Annotated in this window: 17 protein-coding genes and 1 tRNA gene; 13 read left to right on the plus strand and 5 right to left on the minus strand. The window is 65.2% G+C overall.

Going from position 1 to position 20741, the window contains the following annotated elements:
• A partial coding sequence (locus QRN51_RS13825) for a hypothetical protein (RefSeq protein ID WP_284990421.1) occupies nucleotides 1–325 on the minus strand: 325 nt, incomplete at its 3' end.
• 57 nt (nucleotides 326–382) lie between these two features.
• Nucleotides 383–2572, minus strand: coding sequence for a glycoside hydrolase family 3 protein (locus tag QRN51_RS13830; protein WP_284990422.1), 2190 nt, complete (start codon nucleotides 2570–2572; stop codon nucleotides 383–385).
• A 197-nt stretch (nucleotides 2573–2769) separates the two neighbouring features.
• Between QRN51_RS13830 and QRN51_RS13835 the strand changes: the two genes are divergently transcribed.
• The 6 genes from QRN51_RS13835 to QRN51_RS13860 all read left to right on the plus strand — a co-directional run bounded on the left by QRN51_RS13835 (nucleotide 2770) and on the right by QRN51_RS13860 (nucleotide 10545).
• The gene (locus QRN51_RS13835) at nucleotides 2770–4317 is read left to right on the plus strand and encodes an ABC transporter substrate-binding protein (protein ID WP_284990423.1); all 1548 of its coding nucleotides are present in this window, start codon (nucleotides 2770–2772) and stop codon (nucleotides 4315–4317) included.
• A gap of 81 nt (nucleotides 4318–4398) precedes the next feature.
• Entirely contained in the window at nucleotides 4399–5340 is a 942-nt protein-coding gene (locus tag QRN51_RS13840) for an ABC transporter permease (RefSeq protein WP_284990424.1), read from the plus strand.
• Nucleotides 5337–7184, plus strand: coding sequence for a dipeptide/oligopeptide/nickel ABC transporter permease/ATP-binding protein (locus tag QRN51_RS13845; RefSeq protein WP_284990425.1), 1848 nt, complete (start codon nucleotides 5337–5339; stop codon nucleotides 7182–7184). Before QRN51_RS13840 ends, QRN51_RS13845 begins: the two co-directional genes overlap by 4 nt.
• Before the next feature lie 3 nt (nucleotides 7185–7187).
• Nucleotides 7188–8036, plus strand: coding sequence for an ATP-binding cassette domain-containing protein (locus QRN51_RS13850; RefSeq protein WP_284990426.1), 849 nt, complete (start codon nucleotides 7188–7190; stop codon nucleotides 8034–8036).
• On the plus strand, nucleotides 8033–9910 hold the full coding sequence (locus QRN51_RS13855; RefSeq protein WP_284990427.1) for a glycoside hydrolase family 3 protein: 1878 nt from the start codon (nucleotides 8033–8035) through the stop codon (nucleotides 9908–9910). The genes QRN51_RS13850 and QRN51_RS13855 overlap by 4 nt, the downstream gene beginning before the upstream one ends.
• A 2-nt stretch (nucleotides 9911–9912) precedes the next feature.
• Nucleotides 9913–10545, plus strand: a complete 633-nt coding sequence (locus tag QRN51_RS13860; RefSeq protein WP_284990428.1) for a TetR family transcriptional regulator — start codon at nucleotides 9913–9915, stop codon at nucleotides 10543–10545.
• An 88-nt stretch (nucleotides 10546–10633) separates the two neighbouring features.
• Here the strand turns inward: QRN51_RS13860 and QRN51_RS13865 are convergent, their stop codons facing one another.
• On the minus strand, nucleotides 10634–11389 hold the full coding sequence (locus QRN51_RS13865) for an SDR family NAD(P)-dependent oxidoreductase (RefSeq protein ID WP_284990429.1): 756 nt from the start codon (nucleotides 11387–11389) through the stop codon (nucleotides 10634–10636).
• Nucleotides 11390–11407: 18 nt separating this feature from the next.
• Nucleotides 11408–13141, minus strand: a complete 1734-nt coding sequence (locus tag QRN51_RS13870) for a D-apionate lactonase family protein (protein WP_284990430.1) — start codon at nucleotides 13139–13141, stop codon at nucleotides 11408–11410.
• 212 nt (nucleotides 13142–13353) lie between these two features.
• Between QRN51_RS13870 and QRN51_RS13875 the strand changes: the two genes are divergently transcribed.
• Nucleotides 13354–13424: transfer RNA gene (locus QRN51_RS13875), tRNA-Cys, on the plus strand.
• Nucleotides 13425–13463: 39 nt separating this feature from the next.
• On the opposite strand, the gene QRN51_RS13880 is transcribed toward QRN51_RS13875, so the two are convergent.
• Nucleotides 13464–14207, minus strand: a complete 744-nt coding sequence (locus tag QRN51_RS13880) for a FadR/GntR family transcriptional regulator (protein WP_284990431.1) — start codon at nucleotides 14205–14207, stop codon at nucleotides 13464–13466.
• Nucleotides 14208–14457: 250 nt separating this feature from the next.
• Here QRN51_RS13880 and QRN51_RS13885 point away from each other — a divergent pair, with 250 nt between their 5' ends.
• The 6 genes from QRN51_RS13885 to QRN51_RS13910 all read left to right on the plus strand — a co-directional run bounded on the left by QRN51_RS13885 (nucleotide 14458) and on the right by QRN51_RS13910 (nucleotide 20687).
• Nucleotides 14458–15825: an MFS transporter gene (locus tag QRN51_RS13885; RefSeq protein WP_059388458.1), complete on the plus strand. Its 1368-nt coding sequence runs from the start codon at nucleotides 14458–14460 to the stop codon at nucleotides 15823–15825.
• Between the two features lie 176 nt (nucleotides 15826–16001).
• Nucleotides 16002–17756: a dihydroxyacetone kinase family protein gene (locus tag QRN51_RS13890; RefSeq protein WP_284990432.1), complete on the plus strand. Its 1755-nt coding sequence runs from the start codon at nucleotides 16002–16004 to the stop codon at nucleotides 17754–17756.
• Nucleotides 17753–18223, plus strand: coding sequence for a ribose-5-phosphate isomerase (locus tag QRN51_RS13895; RefSeq protein WP_284990433.1), 471 nt, complete (start codon nucleotides 17753–17755; stop codon nucleotides 18221–18223). Before QRN51_RS13890 ends, QRN51_RS13895 begins: the two co-directional genes overlap by 4 nt.
• Nucleotides 18207–19028 carry a triose-phosphate isomerase family protein gene (locus tag QRN51_RS13900; protein WP_284990434.1) on the plus strand — a complete coding sequence of 274 codons (822 nt, stop codon included), beginning with the start codon at nucleotides 18207–18209 and terminating at the stop codon, nucleotides 19026–19028. Before QRN51_RS13895 ends, QRN51_RS13900 begins: the two co-directional genes overlap by 17 nt.
• Nucleotides 19025–19825, plus strand: coding sequence for a sugar phosphate isomerase/epimerase family protein (locus tag QRN51_RS13905; protein WP_284990435.1), 801 nt, complete (start codon nucleotides 19025–19027; stop codon nucleotides 19823–19825). Before QRN51_RS13900 ends, QRN51_RS13905 begins: the two co-directional genes overlap by 4 nt.
• A gap of 1 nt (nucleotide 19826) precedes the next feature.
• Nucleotides 19827–20687 carry a phosphogluconate dehydrogenase C-terminal domain-containing protein gene (locus tag QRN51_RS13910; protein WP_284990436.1) on the plus strand — a complete coding sequence of 287 codons (861 nt, stop codon included), beginning with the start codon at nucleotides 19827–19829 and terminating at the stop codon, nucleotides 20685–20687.
• Nucleotides 20688–20741 lie beyond the last annotated feature (54 nt).

The raw sequence follows: 20741 nt of genomic DNA on the forward strand, positions 1-20741 counted from the left end.
ACGCGGCAACCGCACTGCCGCGCACCACTGAGCCGGGCTCATAGTCCCCAGCCGGGGCGGGAAGATCGGCCGCCGCCTCGGCGGCCCGCTGGGCTGCAAGATCCTCGGGTTCCAACTCGCCGAGGAGGCGCAGGATTTCCGCGGTTTCCCTGGGCTTCCCACGGAGCCCCGGCTCGGTTCCGAGGATGGTGCCCACCTCATGGAAGTAGAGCGTGTGCAGCAGCGGACTATTGACAAGGGAGGGGACCCGCTCCTTGACGATCCGGTTCCCTTCGGAATGGCGCATTACGGCGATGAGCGGGGATTTCGCAGTGTAGGTGGTCATCGTTGCCTTCTCAGGTTCTCGTGGAGTAAGGGACGTGGCTGCAGCCGAATGGGCAGCCTAGGCGGTGACTGCCAGGTGGAGGGCCTGGGGATCTTCGGCGTGGGCGCCGACCCTGAAGGTCAACGACGTGACCGAAGGTGCCTCGATGGTCTTCGTGGCCGGGTTCCAGGAGCCCAGGGCTTCGAGCGAAACCGGAACGGCCACGTCGACTGTCCCGCCCGACGGGACGAACACGCTCAGGAACCCCGCAAGCAACCATTCGCCGGCATGAATGCCGTCCGTGCGCTGTCCATAGACCTGCACTACGTGGTGTCCGTCGCGCGCGCCAGTGTTCGCAACCTTGGCATATACGGAGACTCCCCCAGTGCCCAATGTAACGCTTCCTTCCCGGATGCCGAAGGTGGTGTAGGACAGCCCGAATCCATGGGGGAAGGCCGCTTCCACGCCAAGTTTGTTCAGCAGCCGCTGGCCGTGCCACCGGTCGTAGGTCATCGCATGTGCATCGCGGTCGAAGGCCGGAAGGTGCTCCTCCGAGGTGGGGATGGAGTACGGAAGACGGCCTGATGGGTTGTGGGCACCGGTGAGGACATCGGCCAAGGCATGGCCGCCTTCCATTCCCGGGTACCACATCATGACGATCGCCGGCACGTCGTGGCGCCAGTTTTCGGAGATGACGGCGCCAGCGGCCACGACATTCACCACAGTGCGTGGATTCGCTGCACTCACGGCACGGATGATCTCCTCATCGACGGGACGCAGCCGGAGGGAAGTTCTGTCCCCTCCATAGCCTTCGCCCGCGGTCATCCCGGCGCCCTTCTTGGGTTTCGGCATTTCGACGCCGGCCGGCCGCGGCGGGAAAAGCCCCAGCAGTTCAGGGTCGGTCAGCGTGCCGGCTCCGATGAATTCGCCCTCATCCCTCTCGTCAAAGCCGACGACGACGATCGCGACGTCGGCGTCCCGGGCCGCCTTCTCGGCGGCCTCCGGATCGTCCTGGTCCACAAAGACGATTCTTGCTCCGGGGAACGCGGCGCGGATGCCTTCGAGCGGCGTCGTGGAGTTCGGCGGGTGGACGTTGGATGACCCGAGGTCTCCCATGTTCGGCCGGACAGCCAATCGTCCGATCACGGCGAGGCTGTGGACCGCGTCCGGGTCCAAGGGCAGGACTGCCGAGGCGCCGATGTTGTCATTTTTCAGGAGCACCATGGCACGGGCCGCTACCTCTCGAGCCAGGGCGCGGTGCTCCCCGCTAGCCATCACCGTGAGCGGCGGCTCATGTTCAATCCGCTGCGCGTAGGATCTGAGCTGGACCGTCAGCAGGCGCAATCCGGCACGTTCCACGTACTCCCAAGAGGTGTGCCCATCCTCCAACGCCTTGCGCAAGTGCATCCCGCGGACTTGGGAGAATGGTTCTTCGACATCGAGCCCCGCATTGAGGGAGGCAGCCGCGTCGCGCAGGCCGAAGATGAAGTCGCTCCCGGTGATGCCGTCCCAGGCCCACTGATCGCGCAGCACGTCGGTGAGGAGGTAGGTGTTCTGGCCACACCAATCCCCGTTAACTGAGTTGTACGCAGTCATGATCGCCGCGGCACCCTCTTTGATCGAGCGCTTGAAATGCGGCAGGTACATCTCGTGGAGCGTTGCCTCGTCGACGGTTACATCCACATGGAACCGCGCGTTCTCCATGGAGTTCACGGCAAAGTGCTTCACGCACGCCATGGCGTACTTCTGGACCCCCCGCGTCAGGGCCGCCCCGAACTCGCCCAAGTGGTGGGGATCGTCGCCGTATGTCTCCTGCGCCCGACCCCACGCGGGATGCCGCGGCAAGTTGATGCACACGCCGCCAAAGAGGTTCCCGCCCTGTGCGCGGACTTCCCGGCCGATGGCCTCACCCACCTTCTCCTCCAAGGCCGGATCCCAGGTGGCTCCCCGCGCCATCGAAACGGGGAACGCCGTACCTTGTCCAGGGACGCAACCGCGGGGACCGTCAACGAAGCGGATGCCAGGAACACCCAAGCGGGCTACTTCTCCGTGGACATAGGGGCGCTGGTTGTATCCACGCGAAATCTCGGCCATGCCATCCCAAAAGGGAGTGTCGCCGTCGAGCAGTCCGAGCCTTTCGTCGCCGCTCAACTCTTCGTACAGCGCCGTGGCTTCAGCGTGCGGATGGGATCCTCCCCTGATTCGCCCCACGGCGGCTTCAAAGGCGGTGACTTCCTGGTTCATGATCCTCACTTCGTCGTCGGTCATTGCTGGCTACCTAGCGGGTTTACGCAGCTTTGGAGTGGAAACAAAATTCGATTTCGGATTCGGCTGCAACTGTGACCTGCGTTTCAGGCCTTGAGCGTCACGCCTTGCGCTGAATGCTTAATTCAATTTAGCATGTGACGAGCGGCACATGCTTATTCGGTGCCGACCCTAACCACAACGGAGTCTTAGGAAGAGGAATGATGGGCATCAAGAGCCGGCTTGTACCGACGGTGGTGACCGCCGTCGTCTCGGTCCTGGCGTTCACCGCCTGCGGCGGCACGTCAACGCAAACACAGCAGACGCAGGCTGGACCCGCCACCGCACCCCTGCTTCGAATCGGTTCCCTGCAGGAGCCGACCAGCTACGACCCGGCACAGGCCAACGAAGGCCACTTGGCCCCGGTCTACCAAGCCGCCTACGATCCCCTGATCAAGCTCAACCCGGACGGCACGTTGAGTCCGATGCTTGCCACCTCATGGGAGGCGAGCGCCGACAAACTCAGCTACACCCTGAAGCTGCGCACAGGCGTCAAATTCAGCGACGGCGAGGTCTTTGACTCAGCTGCAGTGAAAGCCAACGTGGAGCACTTCAAAAAGGCCAACGGCCCACTGGCCAGCTCCTTGAAGTCCGTCGCGTCCGTGACAACTCCCGACCCGACCACCGCGGTACTGAAGCTGTCAGCGGCGGATCCCGGAATCCCATACTCACTGACGAATGCCGCTGGCTACATGGGCGCCCCCAACGCGCTGGAGACACCGGGAATCAAGACCAACCCGGTAGGCACGGGCCCCTACATCCTGGATACCGCCAACACTGTGGCGGGATCCAAGATCTCGTACAAGCGGAACGATTCCTACTGGGGTGACAAGCTGCCGTATGACAAAGTCGAGTTCCAGATCCTGACAGACGAGACCGCACGCCTGAACGCCCTGAAGTCAGGCCAGATTGACGCCGCAATACTCGCTCGGGCGGCGTCTGCAACCGACGCCGAATCGGCCGGGCTTTTGCACCAGCCGTATTCGACGAACTGGGAGGGCATCTTCTTCTTCGACCGCAACGGGACCATGACACCCGAACTCAAGGATCCCCGCGTCCGCGAAGCCCTAACCCTGGCTATCGACCGTGACGCCCTCCTGCAGGCTGTCGCACTGGGCAAGGGCCAGCTGACGAGCCAGACCTTCCGCCCTAATGTCGCGGCCTACGATGCAAGCCTCGACGGCGCCTACAAGTACGATCCCGCACGCGCAAAGCAGCTCCTCAAGGATGCCGGCGCCGAGAACATGACCGTGACGCTGCCGATCAGCCCGGTCTTCGACCCCGCCATCTACGACTCCATAGAGCAGAACTGGAAGGCGATCGGTGTCAAGGTGGTCCGGCACCAATGGGGGCCCGGCCAGGCAATCCCGTCAATGCTGCGGGGCGACTTCGCTGTTTCCTACATGAGCCTCGTGCAGCGGGACGACTGGCGGAACATCCAGCTGCTCATTGCGCCCAATGCTCCGTACAACCCGCTGAAGTCCCAGACCCCTGAGCTGAACGCCCTGATCCAAAAGGTTCAGACTGGCGACGAAAAGACCGCAGGCGACGCAGCCAAGCAACTCAACCAGTACCTCATTGACCAGCACTGGTTCAGCCCCCTGTACCGCCTCGAGCAGTTTTTCTACCACAACGACAAGGTCGCCGTAGAGAACCAGGCCGAGCAAGCAGTTCCGTCTATCTACAACTACAAGCCCACGGGCAAGTAGCAACGAGGGTGCCGGGGCTGGAGCCCCGGCACCCGCTTCTCCGCTCCAGACCTGACCTGCACCCTGACCAAGGAGTCCAAGGTGACCATTTTCTTACTACGGCGGCTACTGTCCGCGGTGGTCCTTCTCTTGGCTGTGTCGTTCCTGGCTTATGTGCTGCTCTATCCGGCGGCCGGCGACATCGCCCGCAACATCCTCGGGGAGAACGCTTCAGAGGCCCAGGTGGCCCTCAAGAACCACGAACTTGGGTTGGATCAGCCCCTGCTCGTCCAGTACTTCACTTGGCTGATGAAGGCCTTGGGCGGCGACCTCGGCGCTTCCTACTTCGGCAGCGCTTCGGTGTGGAGCACCCTCATGGTCAGGCTGCCGGTGACGCTCAGTCTGGTAATCGTCGTGACCTTGTTGACCGGCGTGTTGGCCTTCGCTGCGGGCATCTACGCCGCAGTCCGGAAGGGATGGGTGGACCGCACGCTGCAGATCCTCGCCACGCTCGGGGACGCACTGCCATCCTTCATCGTGGCGCTGTTCCTTGTAACGTACTTCGCCATCCAGCTGAAATGGTTCCCGGCCACGGGCTTCATCCCCTTGACGGAATCGCCCAGCGGTTGGGTCCGGGCCATCACTTTGCCGGTGATCGCCCTCACGATTGGGGGCGTCGCCGGAGTCGCCACGCAGGTCCGAAGCGCCACGCTGGAGGTGCTTCGCCACGACTACATCCGCACGGTGCGCAGCCGGGGGCTCTCCGAACGGCGGATCATCCTCACCAGCGTCCTACGCAACGCGTCCACCAACGGCCTCACGACCCTCGCAGTGCAGGTAGTCGGCATCTTGGGTGGCGCAGTCGTCATCGAGTCGGTCTTCGCCCTCCCGGGCCTTGGCTCGCTGGCCGTCGAGGCGACCAGCCGCACCGACTTGCCTCTCGTCATCGGGGTAGTGCTCGCCGTCGTGCTCATCATCGTCATCGTCAATCTCCTCGTCGACGTCCTCGTCGCGTGGCTCAATCCGAAAGTGCGCCTGTCATGACCCTCGCGACAGAAGTCCCCACCGGCGTCGAACCCGTGGTTGCCCGCCCGGGCCTGGTCCGGCGCTTCCTTCGGAATCCCCTCGGCCTGGCATCCTGCATCGTCCTCGCAGTGATCATCGTCATCGCGATCGTCGTGCCGCTGCTTAGCCTGCTCGATCCAAACGCGGTCAACCTCAGGGAAGCGATGCAACCGCCAAGCGGACGACACCTCCTGGGCACGGACGGCTCTGGCCGGGACACCCTGAGCCGTCTCCTCTGGGGCAGCCGGGTAAACCTGCTCGGCGCCGCCATCGCCCTGGCGGTCGCACTCGTTATCGGGGTGTCCGCCGGACTGGTCGCGGGCTATTACGGGGGCTGGTTCGACACCGCCTCGTCGTGGTTCAACAACCTCAACATGGCACTCCCCGGCATCGTCATCCTGCTGGCGGTGCGCGCCGTCGTCGGCCCCTCCGTTTGGATCGCAATGACCATTTTCGGCGTGCACCTGGCCCCCAGCTTCTACCGGGTGGTCCGCGGCGCCGTGCAGGCGGTGAAGAACGAACTCTACGTCGACGCCGCACGCGTCTCGGGACTGAGCGACGCACGGATTATCCTCCGGCACATCCTCACGGTTGTCCGCGCACCCGTCATCATCCAGGCCGCCCGAGTGGCCAGCATCGCCGTCGCGATCCAGGCCGGGCTCGAGTTCCTCGGCGTCAGCGACAATTCTGTCCCATCCTGGGGCAATATGCTCAACGAGGGCTTCCGTAAGATCGCCCTCAACCCATCCCTGATCCTTTGGCCGAGCCTGGCCGTCGGCCTCATGTGCATGGCTCTGGTCCTCTTCGGCAACTCCCTCCGCGACGCCCTCGAGGAACGCGGACACTCCGGCACGAGCGGGCGTGCGGCAAAAGCTCCGAAGGCTGCCGCGCCGGTTGCCGTACAGGCGGCAGGCAGCTCGACGACGGCGGCAGCGGCACTCGCCACAGAGCACCCGAAAGAGGCGCTCCTGTCCGTCCAAGGCCTCAAAGTGGCCTACGGTACCGGTGCCACGCAGAAAGAAGTGGTCCACGGCGTCAGCTTCCACGTGGGGCCCGGCGAAGTGCTGGGACTCGTGGGTGAATCCGGCTCCGGCAAGACCCAGACGGCCTTCGCCATCCTGGGCCTGTTGCCCGACGGCGGCAGCGCCAGTGGCGGCTCGATCATGTTCGACGGCAAGGAACTCACCGCGCTGGGGAAGGCGGCACGGGGGATACTTCGAGGCACCGACATCGCCTACGTCCCGCAGGAGCCCATGAGCAACCTGGACCCGTCTTTCCGGATCGGCTACCAACTCACAGTCCCCATGCGGAGTCGGCTTGGCCTGTCCAAGCAGGACGCCGAGAAGCGCGCCCTTGCCCTGTTGGCCCGCGTGGGCATCGCAGACCCGGAGAAGACGTTCAAGTCCTACCCGCATGAGATCTCCGGCGGCATGGCGCAGCGCGTCTTGATCGCCGGCGCTGTGTCCTGCAACCCGCGCCTGCTCATCGCCGACGAGCCGACCACGGCACTGGACGTCACCGTCCAGGCGGAAGTCCTGGACTTGCTCCGCGACCTGCAGCTGGAAACCGGAATGGCGGTAGTCCTTGTGACCCACAACTTCGGCGTCGTGGCCGATATCTGCAACAAGGTGGCGGTCATGCAGGCCGGCCGCATAGTGGAGATGGACGAAGTCGAGAAGATCCTCACCGATCCGGATCATGAGTACACACGCAAGCTGCTCCATTCCATGCTGGAGGACGGCGCGGCCCGCCCGTATCCGTTCGATGACGACGTACATTTCACCAACGACGCAATGACGTCCCCGACCTATGGCAGGGAGTAAGCGATGCCGAACAACAAGCGCCTCCTCGAGGTGGACGGCCTGGCCGTGGAGTACCCCGGCCAGGGCCGGAAGCCTGCTTTCCGCGCCCTCGAAGACATCTCATTCTCCCTCCGCCCCGGCGAGACCCTGGGCCTCGTGGGGGAATCCGGCTCGGGCAAGACGACAATCGGGCGGTCCATCCTCGGCCTGGTCAAACCCACCGCTGGCCGGATCACCTTCGATGGCAAAGACATCACACAGGCCTGCCGCACTGAACGGCGGGCACTCAGCAGGGACATTCAGGTTGTCTTCCAGGATCCCTACACTTCGCTGAACCCGTCCATGACCGTGGAGGACATCCTCGCCGAGCCACTCACTATCCTGGGCACGAGCAAAAAAGACGCCATCCAGAAGATCCGGGGCCTCCTGGACAGCGTCCACTTGCCCTCGGATGCAGGGAGCCGCCTGCCGCGGGAATTCTCCGGCGGCCAACGCCAGCGCATCGCCATAGCGCGTGCGATCGCCGTCGAGCCCCGTCTCATTGTCTGCGACGAGCCCGTGTCCGCGCTGGACCTCACCACACAGGCACGGGTCCTGGACCTCCTCGTCGAAATCCAGGAGAGCACAGGAGTGTCCTACCTGTTTGTGTCCCACGACCTCAGCCTCATTCGGCACATCAGCCACAACGTGATCGTCCTCTACAAGGGGAGGATCGTCGAACACGGCCGGGCGGAGCAAGTGACGTCCGAGCCCGTGCACCCCTACACCCGAAAACTGTTCATGTCCGCGCCGGTGCCCCATCCCACCCAGCAACGCGAGCGGCGGGAAGCCCGGCGCCAGTTGGTGGCGGCCGCTGCGGAGCCGGCAGCATGAGCGTGGCGATAGGAGACGAATTCAAGCAGAGCCCGGACGGGGTACCCTTCCGCGACCTGAACGGCAACGGGGTCATGGATCCATACGAGGATCCGCGGCGGCCTGTGCAGGAGCGGGTTGAGGACCTCATAGGCCGATTGTCGCTCGAGGAGAAGGCCGGACTCATGTTCCACACGATGGCCAGCGCCACCGAGAGCGGCTCGCTTGACGACGACGCGCCACGCGCGGGCCGCTCCGGCGCAGCCGAGCTCGTTGGGGACAAACTCATCAACCACATCAACGTCCATTTCCTCCCCGAGCCCAGGCTCGCAGCAAAGTGGGTGAACGAGCTGCAGAGGCGTGCAGCAGACACTCCGCACGGTATCCCCGTGACGCTCTCCACCGATCCCCGGCATTCCTTCGCCGAAAACTGGGGAGCGTCGTTCACGGCGATCCACTTCTCCGCGTGGCCCGAGCCGCTCGGCATGGCGGCGATCGGAGACGAAGAGCTGGTCCGCGAATTCGCCGGCATCGCCCGCAAGGAGTACACCGCCGTCGGAATTCGCGCCGCGCTGCACCCGACCATTGACCTGGCCACGGAGCCCCGGTGGGCCCGCCAGTACGGAACCTTTGGGCAGGACGCCGGCCTTGTGTCTCGGCTGGCTTTGGCGTACCTGGACGGTTTTGAGGGTGAAGCGCTCGACGGCGGCAGCGTCGCCTGCATGGCCAAGCACTTCCCGGGCGGCGGTCCTCAACTGAACGGCGAGGATGCCCACTTCCCGTATGGACGGGAGCAGGTCTACCCAGGCGGCATGTTCGACTACCACCTGGAGCCGTTCCGCCGGGCCATCTCCCGGGGGGTGTCCGCGATCATGCCGTACTACGGAATGCCGATGGGCCTGGAGCTCGACGGCGAGCCGGTTGAGGAGGTTGGCTTCGGCTACAACCGGCAGATCATCCAGGGCCTCCTCCGCGAGAAACTCGGGTACACCGGCGTCGTGTGCACCGACTGGGGGCTGGTCACTGAATCCCGCCTTCACGGACGGCAGTTGCCGCCGCGCGCATGGGGCGTCGAGCACCTTTCCGTCGAGGACCGGGTGTTGAAGATCATCGACGCCGGCTGCGACCAGTTGGGCGGCGAAGAGTGCCCGGAAGTGGTGGTGGACCTGGTCCGCCAGGGACGGGTCAGCGAAGAACGGATCGACGAGTCCGTCCGCAGGCTGCTCAGCGTGAAGTTCCAGCTCGGCCTGTTCGATGACCCCTACGTGGATGAATCCATGGCAGCGCAACGGACGGCACTTCCTGAATTTGTCCATGCGGGCACTCGTGCCCAGGCCCGATCGGTGACGCTGCTGAAGAATTCTGCGGCCCACGGCGGCGGTGCTGTTTCCGCCCCGCGGCCGATCCTGCCGCTTCGTCCCGGCACTCGGGTGTTCTCCCGGGAAGTCTCCCCGGAAGCGCTGGCCCTGGCCGGACTGAAACGCGCAGTCAACGCCGAAGGCGCCGACGTCGCCATCGTACGGGTCAGCGCCCCCTTCGATTTCCGTGACCAGTACATGCTTGAGTCCAGCTTCCATGCCGGGAGCTTGGAATTCGACGCCGAGACTATCAAGACAGTGGGCTGGCTCGCCGAGGCGGTTCCCGTCGTCGTGGTTGCCCATTTGGACAGGCCGGCGGTCCTCACACCGCTGGAGCCACACAGCGCCGCCATCGCGGCGGTTTACGGTGCTTCGGACGCGGCTGTCCTGCAAGCGCTGACGGGTGCGGTGCGTCCGGAGGGACGCTTGCCGTTCCAGCTTCCTCGCTCCGAGGCGTCGGTGATAGCATCACGACCTGACGTCCCTGGAGACGTGGAGGATGCCCTGTACGAGTGTGGATATGGGATGGAGCTATGACGGTGAAGAGTCCCGAAGTCCGGCCCCGAAGGGGTTCCTACGCGCGTGGACGGGCGACCAAGGAGAATATTCTCCGCAGTGCCCTGGACGTCATTGGGCGCAACGGCTACGGCGCGACGATCTTGCGGGACATTGCTGTCGAGGTAGGCATGACGCAGGCCGGCCTCCTCCACCACTTCGACACCAAGGAAAAGCTGCTCGCGGAAGTCCTCCGGAAGCGTGATGAGGTCAACCGCGAGATCCTTACCCCCTCGTCGGACCTTGGCGAACCTCCGCTCATCATCAAGCTGGCGCATCACAACGTGGAAGTGCCTGGTCTGGTGCAACTCTATGTCAGGCTCCAGGCCGAGGCTGTTGAACCGGAGCACCCGTGCCATGAGTATTTCCTGGACCGCGACGTGGTGATCCACAGCAGGGTGACCCGGGACATTGAACGGCGCCAGAAGGCGGGCCTGTTCGATCCGGAAGCCGACGCCGCAGTGGTGGCACGCATGCTTCTGGCCCTCTCCGACGGCCTCCAGTCCCAGTGGGCGATCGATCCGACCATCGACCTGCCCGGAACCGTGGACGCCCTATGGAATAAGTACGCGCGCCCCAGCGAGAGGCCCGCCGCCGAGAACACCCAGCCCAACTGACTAGCAGTAGTTGTCGTTATGAGCCGTCTAAACGACATCTACTGCTAGCTAGTTGGGCGGCGACGGCGGCGGGCCGGGGGCTCAGGCGTCACAGCGCCGTCAGGCCACCGTCCACGGTAAACAGACCGCCCGTGGCGTAGGCGGACTCGTCGCTGGCGAGGAACACCATGATGCCCTCGACGTCGGCCGCGGCTCCGGGCCGGCCGAGCATCGTGGAGTTGACCAGGCCGGCACGGCTCACGGGATCGTCCGCGATGGTCTGCACGAGCGGGGTCTCGGTGTAACCGGGCACTACGGTGTTGACCCGGATTCCGGCTGCGGCATAGTCAGCCGCCACTACCCTGGCCAAGCCATGCACCCCGGCCTTGGAACTCGTGTACGCGGTGAAGGTCTGCCCGCAGGCCACCACCGCGGTGGGACTGCCGGTACAAATGATCGATCCGCCACGGCCTTCCATGGCCCGGACTGCGTGCTTGAGTGTGAGGAAGGCCCCGCGCTGGTTGATGGCGACGGTTTTTTCCCAAACCGCCAAGTCCAGGTCCCCGACACGGGCGTCCTGCCCGAACAACTGCACCCCGGCATTGGCCACGACGACGTCGAGCGGTCCGTCTTCCGCCACGGCAGCGTAGGCCGCAATGACGCTGGCTTCGTCCGAGATATCCATGCGCAAAGCCTGTGCGAGGGCTGATCCCGTGACAGCGGCAGCCTTCTCGGCGGCTTCCAGGTTGATGTCGGCGAAGTACACGCGGGCGCCTTCGGCGACGAAACGCTGGGCCACGGCCAGCCCGATGCCGGAGCCTGCTCCCGTGACAAGGGCGGTCTTGCCGTCCAGCCGTTTGCTCATTGTTGTTCCTCTTTCAGTTCAGTCGACGCGGCGGACAACTGCAGTCCACGGCTCAAATTCAAGATTGGTGGTGTGGCTACCCGGGAGCCGGACGACGACGCTCAGCGCTTGGGCAGTGAGGTTGGCGGCAAACAAAACCGTCCGGCCGCCGTCGCGCACGGGATACAGCACGACGCCGGGCACCTCGCCAGCTACCTCGAGGACCTCGCACCCGCGCACGGCGGCGAGGGCGGCCAGCAGCTCGCCCGCGGGCGTGAGGCCGCCGCGTTCACGGATACCGCGCGGTCCCGTTGCCTCGAAATAGCTGACGGATTCGACGCCGGGAACGCTGAGCGCTGCGATGCTGCCCAGCAGCCAAGCGGCCGTGAAACCCTCGGGCTGCAGCGGGTCCGTGGCCATGGCTTCGGCTGCCGCATCGTCACCCTCTGTGGCGACGGCGTTGAACCGCGCCTTCAGGGTCACCGGGCCGAGGTGCAGCGGCCGCCCCGGGCCGATCCGGAGGGCATTGAGCGCGACAAGACGCTGCATCGGCAGGGTCTCCACGACGTGCGGCACTTCGGTGGCGTGCATTTGCGGCGTGATGCTGAAGGACATGGCGTCGGCGTCCGGGGGGAGGCGATCCGCGCTGCGGTTCAGCTCGGTGAAGTGCGACCGCGCTCCGGCAAGCAGTGCACCGCTAAATTCGCGCCGCCGAGCCTCATCCCTGAGTTCAGCCCAGAGCTCCGGCTCCGTGACGTGGCTGGAAGCGTCGAACACCGCGAGCCGCAGCACCTTGTCCAAGGGCAGGAGCTCGAGGAGTTCCCCGATGCGCTGCGGCGAATCGACGGAGAGCCGCACATCCAGCGGAACGTTCAGGTCCGTTGCCTCATCCGCGGCCCCACGGACCGTGCGCTCATTGTCCGGTCCGGGTGCCAGCTCCAGAAGCAGGGCGTCCAGGCCGGGGATGGGCTCGGAACGGGTTCTGGGTGCTGTGGCCGAGGTGGCCGAAAGCGAAAGCGCCGGCACCCGGGCCGTGCCGCCGTCGAGCACCGTGAAGACGCCTTTCGAGGCCGGCCGCGGAACCGCCGTCGCGGACCCGGAAGTCACCGTCAGGAGCACCGACTGGTGGACGCGATCGCCGGCGGAAACTTCCACCGGAAACGGCTTGGACAGCGGCGTGCTGTACGTCTTGAAGGAAGCGTCTGTCCAGTTCCGTTGGTCTTCGGTCTCGAAGACGTCGCCGTGGAAGTCGAGCCTGAACCGGGTTCCGTCGCGCTCCCACTCCATGGAAGAAAGGTCCATGAAGGGCTGGTGCGGACTGATGTCCACGGGGAAGAACGACGGCGTGCTGGCGCCACCGGGACTGCCGATGGTCACCGCGCGGCCGGCGTCGTCGGGGCGGTGCAGCACCACGAGTCCGATCCGGTTGCTGCGGAAGGCAGCGGGAGCGACGCCGTCGAACGTCACTTTGACGCTGTTCTTCGTGAAGTGGATGGCGAGCTCGCCGGTGTAGCTGGAGCCGAAACCGGCGAAGTCGATGTCGAGCAGGAGGGTGACACCGCCGTCGCGGGAGTGTTGCGCGACCCTGCTGACCGTGGGCACGAGGGTGCGCCAGTCGTGGTCGCGGACCACTGCGCGAATGGCCCGCAGTACTGGCATGCCGTTGAACGTGATGTCCGAGAGTTCATCGTTGCGTAGCTCGGCCCGCCAGGCTGCGGCTTCCACCGTTTCCGATGGGGCGAATAGCCTGGAGTGGTTTTCGTCGTTGAGCACAGCGGGCCTTTGCAGCGGGGACAGAAGGAAGCGGGGTCGGAATCAATTGTGATGGGCGTCATGCGATGAGTCAACCGGTTGACCAATATTTGAGAACTCACGCGCTGCGGTTCGCGTCGCGGTAGGTCACTTGGAGCAACGCCACGCAACCAGGCGAAAGGTTTCGAAACCATTATTGGTTGGCGCGCCGCGGCCTGCCTAACCTCGATGCACGTGGTGTACCCGAGAGGCCAGGGAGCTGCCTGCAAAGCAGCGCACGCGGGTTCGAATCCCGCCACCACGTCTCGTGTGTTGTCCTGGGGCGAAACGCCCAGGGGCCGAGCTATTGGGCGGCGTCGTAGCCCGCCAGCAGGCGGCGGGACGCTGTGCCCATGTGCGAGACCATGGCCTCTGTCACCAAGGCGGCGTCCCGGGACTCGAGCGCCTTGAAGATCGCGCGATGCTCGGCGAGCGCGGCGGCGGCATGGCCTTCATCGGTCAGTGCCCGGTCCACCCAGATTCGCAAGAGCGACCTAATGCTCTGCAGGAGTTCCTGGAGGACCTGGTTCCCGGAAGCGGACGCGATTTCCTTATGGAACGCGGCGTCGGCCTCGACGAAAACCGCGAGGTTATCCAGCCCGGCCTCCATCGAATCAAGGTTGGCTCGCATGCGCTCCAGGGCCTCGTCGGTAATGCGGGCCGCGGCCAACTGAACCGCTTGGACCTCCAATCCACTGCGCAGCTCCACGAGTTCGCGTGTGCGCGGCTCGCCGAGCATGAGTCCCCAACTGAGGGTGCGGGGCAGAAGTTCGGAGACGCCGTCGCGCAAATAGGTTCCGGACCCCGGCCGGACGATGACGATGCCGAGGATTTCCAACGCGGCCAACGCCTCGCGAACCGCCGAACGCCCGACGCCGAGCGAAGCCGCCAATTGGCGCTCGGCCGGGAGCCGGGTTCCCGCCGCTATGTCGCCGCTGGTGAAGTACGCGAGCAACCTCTCGGCGACCTCGGAGACGACGGAGCCGTGCTCCATCGGAGCAAGGGCTGCCGTCATATGGGCCGCTGCGGCGGCGGAATTCGCTGACATCTTCACAGCGTAGCAACCGGATGACCAATTTCTCCCGCACCGAATTCGTAGGTGCGGGGGTCACGTGAATCCGGCGCGCGAAAATTAAGATCAGTCAACCGGTTGACCAATTTACTCCCTGGGGTTTATGGTTTTTATCACACGCTTAGCTCGGTCCTGAGGCATCGAAGTCCACGGATCGGCACTAAGAAAACCCGAGCCGCCTGGTCCACAGAAGGACAACGCGCTCCGGCAACCTCTAGGAGTCAATGTGGACACCACACAATCGGTGGTCGAAAGATCGGCCATCAAGAAAGTCGCGATCCGGCTGGTGCCGTTCGTCGCCTTGATGTTCTTCATCAATTACCTGGACCGGACGGCCATCTCGTTCGCCGGCCCGAACGGCATGAACAAGGACCTGGCGCTCTCCGCAGCGCAGTTCGGTTTCGCGTCCGGAGTTTTCTTCATCGGCTACATCCTGCTGGAGGTTCCCAGCAACCTTGCTTTGCACAAGTTCGGCGCGCGCCGCTGGCTGGCCCGAATCATGGTCAGCTGGGGCATTGTGTCCCTCGTGTTCACCTGGGTGGGCAACGTGGACCAGCTCTACGTCCTGCGCTTCATTCTGGGTGTGGCGGAAGCCGGATTCTTCCCCGGCGCCATCCTCTTCCTGAGCCTCTGGGTCCCCGCAAAACACCGAAGCAAGATCCTCGCCCTCTTCTACTTGGCACAGCCGTTGACCACGGTGATCGGCGCTCCACTGGCCGGAGCGTTGATCCAGCAGCACGGCGTGTTCTTCGGCCTTGAGGGCTGGCGGTTCATGTTCTTCGGTGTCGCCATCCCGGCGATCGCCATCGGCGTCATCTCCTGGTTCTACCTGGCAGACTCCCCCGCCAAGGCCAAGTGGCTGACGTCGGAGGAAAAGACCTGGCTGACCGGTGCGCTCGAAAAGGAAAAGGCGGCGACTTCTGCCAGCAACAAGCACGTCAGCGTCCGCACCGTGTTCGGCAACGGCCGCGTTTGGATGCTTTCCCTGATCTACTTCGGCTTCATTTACGGCCTCTATGCCCTCGGCTTCTTCCTGCCGACCATCATCAAGGGTTTCGAGTCCCAGTTCGGCACGAAATTCGATGTCTTCCAGCAAGGCCTCATCACGGCCATCCCGTACTTGCCTGCCGCCGTCGCCCTGTACTTCTGGTCCAGGGACGCCACCAAGCGCGGCGTCAAGACGTGGCACATCGCGCTTCCCGCACTGACCGGCGCCGTCAGCATTCCGTTGGCGCTGTTCGCAGGGTCCCCGGCCGCGACGATCGCCGTCATCACCATCACCGCCATGTCCATTTTCGCGGCCCTGCCGAACTTCTGGACGGTGCCCACGCAGTTCCTCACCGGGGCGGCGGCCGCAGCCGGAATCGCGCTGATCAACACCGTCGGCAACCTCGCAGGCTTCAGCGCCGGCTACATCACGGGTTGGCTCAAGGACTGGACGGGAAGCTACGTGGTGCCCATGTTCGTGGTGGGTGGCTTCATGCTCCTTTCCTCGATCCTCATGGTCGTCCTCAGCCGCCGGGGAAAAGCCATCAAGGGCGCCCCTATCGAGACTCTTGACCCTGCAGTCGCCGGCCAGCAAACCCAGCCCTAATCCCGCCCGGCCCGCCCAACTGACTAGCAGTTGTTGTCGTTTTGAGCCCTCATAACGACAACAACTGCTAGTCAGTTGGGTCACCGCCCCACGCCACACCGCCGCCCCGCCCGACCTGCCCCCAGGCAGGCGCCAGGTCCCACCATGATTTCCACCGACAGGTCCAGGAGTTCCGCATGACCCGCTTGTTCAATGAACCCGCAGCCTTCGCCGACGAAATGATCGAAGGTTTCGTCGCATCGCACGGCCGCTGGGTACGGCGCGTCTCCGGCGGCGTGGCCCGCAGCACCCGGAGCACTCCCGGCACGGTAGCGCTGGTGATCGGCGGCGGTTCGGGCCACTACCCGGCTTTCGGGGGGCTCGTCGGCCAGGGCCTGGCGCACGGCGCAGCGATGGGCAACCTCTTCGCCTCGCCGTCCGCGCAGCAGGTCTACAACGTGGCCAAGGCGTCGGACAACGGCGGTGGCGTGCTCCTGGGCTACGGCAACTACGCCGGGGATGTCCTGCATTTCACCCAGGCGCAGGAGAAGCTCCGCAAGGAGGGAATCGACTGCCGCAGCATCGCCGTGACGGACGACATCTCCTCCGCCCCCGCAAGCGAGATGCACAAGCGCCGGGGTATTGCCGGAGACCTGACGGTCTTCAAGGTCGCCGCCGCAGCCTCCGAGGCCGGCTACACCATGGACGACGTCGTGCAGATCGCCGAACGCGCCAACCACCGCACCCGTTCCTTCGGCGTCGCGTTCACCGGGTGCACGCTGCCCGGCGCGGAGCGGCCGCTCTTCACCGTCCCCGAGGGCCGGATGGCGGTGGGCATGGGAATCCACGGTGAACCAGGCATCGGCGAAACGGACATCCCGACGGCGGATGAGCTCGCCGAGCTGATGGTCGCCAAGCTCCTTGCCGAAATCCCCGAGGGTGTCCAGATCAGTGGTGCCCGCGTCGTCCCGATCCTCAATGGCCTGGGCAGCGTGAAGTACGAGGAACTGTTCGTCGTGTACCGCCGCGTCGCGCAGCTCCTCACTAAGGCAGGACTCGACGTCGTGGATCCGCAGGTGGGCGAGCTTGTGACCAGCTTCGACATGGCAGGCACATCCTTGACCCTCTTCTGGCTGGACGAGGAACTCGAACAACTCTGGCTCGCACCGGCCGACGCCCCAGCCTTCCGCCGCGGCGCGGTCACGGCCCAGGCGCTGGCGGCCGACGACGGCGGGCTGGCCGACGTCGAACTTTCCATCCCTGCCGCCTCGGCTGAGTCCCGCGCGGCCGCCGTCCGCGTCCTCGCCGCACTTGGCGCCGCCAAGGACGTCGTCGACGCGAACGCCGAGGAACTTGGCAGGATCGACGCGATCGCCGGAGACGGCGACCACGGCATCGGCATGGAACGCGGAGTCCGCGCCGCCGTGGAAGCCGCGGCAGACGCCGTCGTACGCGGCGCCGGTGCGGCCACCACCTTGCACTTCGCCGGGGATGCCTGGGCCGATAAGGCCGGCGGAACCTCCGGCGCGCTCTGGGGCATGGCACTGCGGGCCGTCGGTGACGCTTTGGGCGACGCCAACGCGCCCGACAGCGGTGCTGTCGCCACCGGCGTGGCAGACGCCGCCGCGGCCATCATGAACTTCGGCAAAGCCAAGGTGGGCGACAAAACCTTGGTGGACGTCCTGGTCCCGTTCCGCGACGCCCTCGAAGCCGGCGTGCAGGACGGCCGGTCCTTGACGGACGCGTGGGGCACCGCCGTCGTGGCTGCCCAACAGGCCGCCGAGGCAACCGCGAACCTGCTGCCGCTGATGGGCCGCGCCCGCCCGCATGCCGAGAAGAGCTTGGGCACCCCGGACGCCGGAGCAGTCTCGATGGCCCTGATCGTCAAGGCGATCCACGAGTCCCTCCTCCAGGAGAACACGATCGAAAACAGCATGAAGGAGACAGCATGAGCACCAAACTGCGCCTGGTCATCGGATCGGACGACGCCGGATTCGAGTACAAGGAAGCCCTGAGGGCCGACCTCGAGGCCAGTGAACTGGTCGAATCCGTGACCGACGTCGGGGTGGATGCCGTCAGCCACACCCCGTACCCGTCCGTGGCCATCGCTGCTGCCGAGCTCATCGCCGCTGGCAAGGCCGACCGTGCCCTGCTGGTATGCGGCACCGGGCTGGGGGTGGCCATCGCAGCCAACAAGGTCCCCGGCATCCGCGCCGTCACCGCCCACGACAGCTTTTCCGTGGAACGGGCCGTCCTGAGCAACAACGCGCAGGTCCTCACCTTCGGACAGCGCGTCGTCGGCCTGGAATTGGCCCGCCGCCTCGCCAAGGAGTGGCTCACCTACACGTTCGACGAGTCCTCAGCCTCCGCCGAGAAAGTCACGCTTATTAAGGACTACGAGGGTGTCACTTCCTGCTAAACCCGCCGTCGGCGGGACGAATGAGAAGGCGATCATCGGCGTCAGCCTGAAGATGTATTTCGGCTACGAGCGCACGCTCGAATACTGCCGGGAAGTGGCGTCCATCGCGGCCGCGCATCCCGCGGTCCGGAGCGGCGAGGTCGAGTTGTTCGTCCTGCCGGCCTTCCCCGTTCTAGCGGACGCCGGCCGACTCCTCGAAACGTCCGGCGCAGGCACGGGCGCGCAGGACATCTTCTGGGAAGACGAAGGCGCATACACCGGCGAGGTCAGCGGGAAGATGGTGGCCGAGATCGGCGGCAGCTACGTCGAAATCGGGCACGCCGAACGCCGCAGGATCTTCGGCGAGGACCACCGGGTCATCGGGCTCAAGACCGCGGCAGCCTACCGCAACGGCCTCACCCCGGTTCTGTGCGTCGGCGAACTGAACTCCGGTTCAGCCGAAGAGGCCATCGCCCATTGCTCCGCCGAGATCGACGCCGCCCTCAAGCGGGCGCAATCGCTCGGTCCCGCAGGCCGGACCATCGTGGCGTACGAACCGCAGTGGGCCATCGGCGCGCCGGAACCCGCGACGCCCGAATACATCAGCGCCGTGGTCCGCGGCCTCGACGAGCACCTCCGCTCGTTGCCGGGACAGGCCGGGAGCCGTGTCATTTACGGCGGCAGCGCGGGCCCCGGGCTGATCAGCCAGTTGGACATGTCCGTTGCCGGCCTGTTCCTCGGCCGCTTCGCGCACGATCCGGAAGCCCTCAAGACCATCCTGGACGAGGCTGCCGCACGCCTTGTTGGGAAAGGGGTGACAGTATGAGCTCGACCATCGGCCTGAGCAGCTACGCGTTCTTCTGGCAACTCTCGGACGCCGTCTCGGCGCCGCTGAGCATCCACGACGCGCTGGCCTGCACTGCGGACCTGAGCGTCGAGCTGTTCCAGATCTGCGACTATGCTCCCCTCGAGCACATGTCCGACGACGAACTCGCCGCCGTCCGCTCAACCGCGGACTCCCTCGGCATCACGCTGGAACTCGGCACGAAGGGCATCCGTCCGGAGCACCTGCGCAAGTTCCTGCACATCGCCCGGATCCTTGGCTCGGAGCTACTGAGGACCATGTTCAACGTCCCCGGCCACGCGCCCGACGCCGACGAAGCCACCGCGATCTTCACCGAGGTCCTGCCGGCCTTCGAAGCGGCAGGCGTGCGGATCGCCGTCGAGACCTACGAACAGGTGCCTACCGCTCGGATCCTGGACGTGATCCGCCGGGTGGACAGCCCGTACCTCGGGATCTGCAGCGACCCCGCCAACACCGTCGCGGCGCTGGAGATGCCGCGCGAGGTGATTGACGCCGTCGCGCCCTACGTCCTGAATATGCACATCAAAGACTTTGCGTTCAGCCGCAAGGAGGGGTGGGTCGGGTTCACGTACTCCGGCGCGCCGCTCGGCGAAGGCCTCCTGGATTACGACTACATGGCCGGCAAGATCCAGCCCTCGCAAAGAAACATCAACCAGATCGTCGAACACTGGCTGCCCTGGCAGGACTCCGAGGCGGACACCATCCGCCTCGAAAACCAGTGGACCCAACAAAGCCTCGAATTCCTAAGGAGCAAGTGAAATGTCAGCAGAACAATTGACCGTCGCCGTTATTGGAGCCGGTGGCAAGATGGGGATGCGCGTTTCCGCCAACCTCCAGAAGAGCAGCCACACCGTCACCTACAGCGAGAACTCCGCCGCCGGCCAGGACCGCGTCCGCGCCGAGGGCCGCGAGATCACCGCAACGGATGACGCCGTCAAGGGCGCCGACGTCGTCATCCTCGCCGTGCCGGACACCGTCCTGGGCATCGTGTCCGAAGGCGTCGTCCCGCAGATGAAGCCCGGCTCGATCCTCCTTACCTTGGACCCGGCCGCCGCCTACGCCGGACTACTGGCCAAGCGCGACGACGTCGTCCAGGCCGTCGCCCACCCGTGCCACCCCTCCGTATTCCTCGAGCGGACCACCAAGGAAGAATGGGCCGACACCTTCGGCGGCGAGGGCGCCCCGCAGAACGTCGTGGCAGCGATCGACGAGGACGCACCCGCGGCAACCCGCGACGCAGCCGAGGCGACCATCCGCACCATCTACGCCCCCGTCATCGACGTCCACTGGGTCACCGTGAAGCAGCTAGCCATCCTGGAACCCACCCTCGTGGAGACCGTGGCCTGCATGATCGGCACCCTGCTCAACGAAGCCCTCCACGAAACCGTGCACACCGCCGGCGTCCCCGAAGAAGCAGCCAAGGCCATGCTGTTCGGTCACGTGCAGATTGCCCTGACCAACGCCCTGCGCGGCTCCAACCCGTTCTCCGAGGCCTGCGAAATCGCCATCCAGTACGGCAAGGACACCATCATCAAGGACGACTGGAAGAAGATCTTCGACGACTCCGAGCTCGACGGCGTCATCGCCAAGATGCTCAAGCTGGACGCCGTCAAGCGCTAGGCGATTCATCACCACCCGCGAGATGGCAGTTCACGCAATTACTGACGCGAAGCG

This window comes from Arthrobacter sp. efr-133-TYG-120 (assembly GCF_030209785.1).
In the GTDB taxonomy this organism is placed as follows: domain Bacteria; phylum Actinomycetota; class Actinomycetes; order Actinomycetales; family Micrococcaceae; genus Arthrobacter.